The 406-nt window shown below is 40.1% G+C and carries 1 pseudogene; it reads right to left on the reverse strand.

Annotated features, from left to right (window positions below):
• Window positions 1-179: 179 nt before the first annotated feature.
• Window positions 180-406 (reverse strand): annotated as a pseudogene (locus B4C08_RS08955) (hypothetical protein); the annotation flags it as partial.

The following is a 406-nucleotide window of genomic DNA, read 5'->3' on the forward strand; positions in this document are numbered from 1 at the left end:
TTTCATCTCTTAGCCTCCTTATTTTTTGCGATACCATACGATATCATATCGTTATTCTACCCCAAGACAATCTATAAGTCAACAAAAAAAATTAAATTTTTGTAACCTTTCGAAGTGCCTACGGTTTGTAGAAGCAACGCTATATTTTCGGCAAATTCCGCGGAATTCTTTAACGGAATCTACGCTTCACTGGCAAGCTTTTTCACCTGCTCCAAAGAAAGACCAGTGCACCTTGCAACCACTTCCGGCGCAATCTTTTCCGCAAGCATATTTTTTGCAGTCTCCTCAACTTTTTCAGCTGCCTGTTCTTCTGCTATGGCAGCAGTTTTTTCTTCCACCATTTTTTCAGCCATTTCTGTTGCCATAGACTTTGCCATTTCCTTGGCTTCTTTTTCTATATCTGCTC

The sequence above is a fragment of the Treponema sp. UBA753 genome, from assembly GCF_002297325.1.
GTDB lineage: Bacteria > Spirochaetota > Spirochaetia > Treponematales > Treponemataceae > Treponema_D.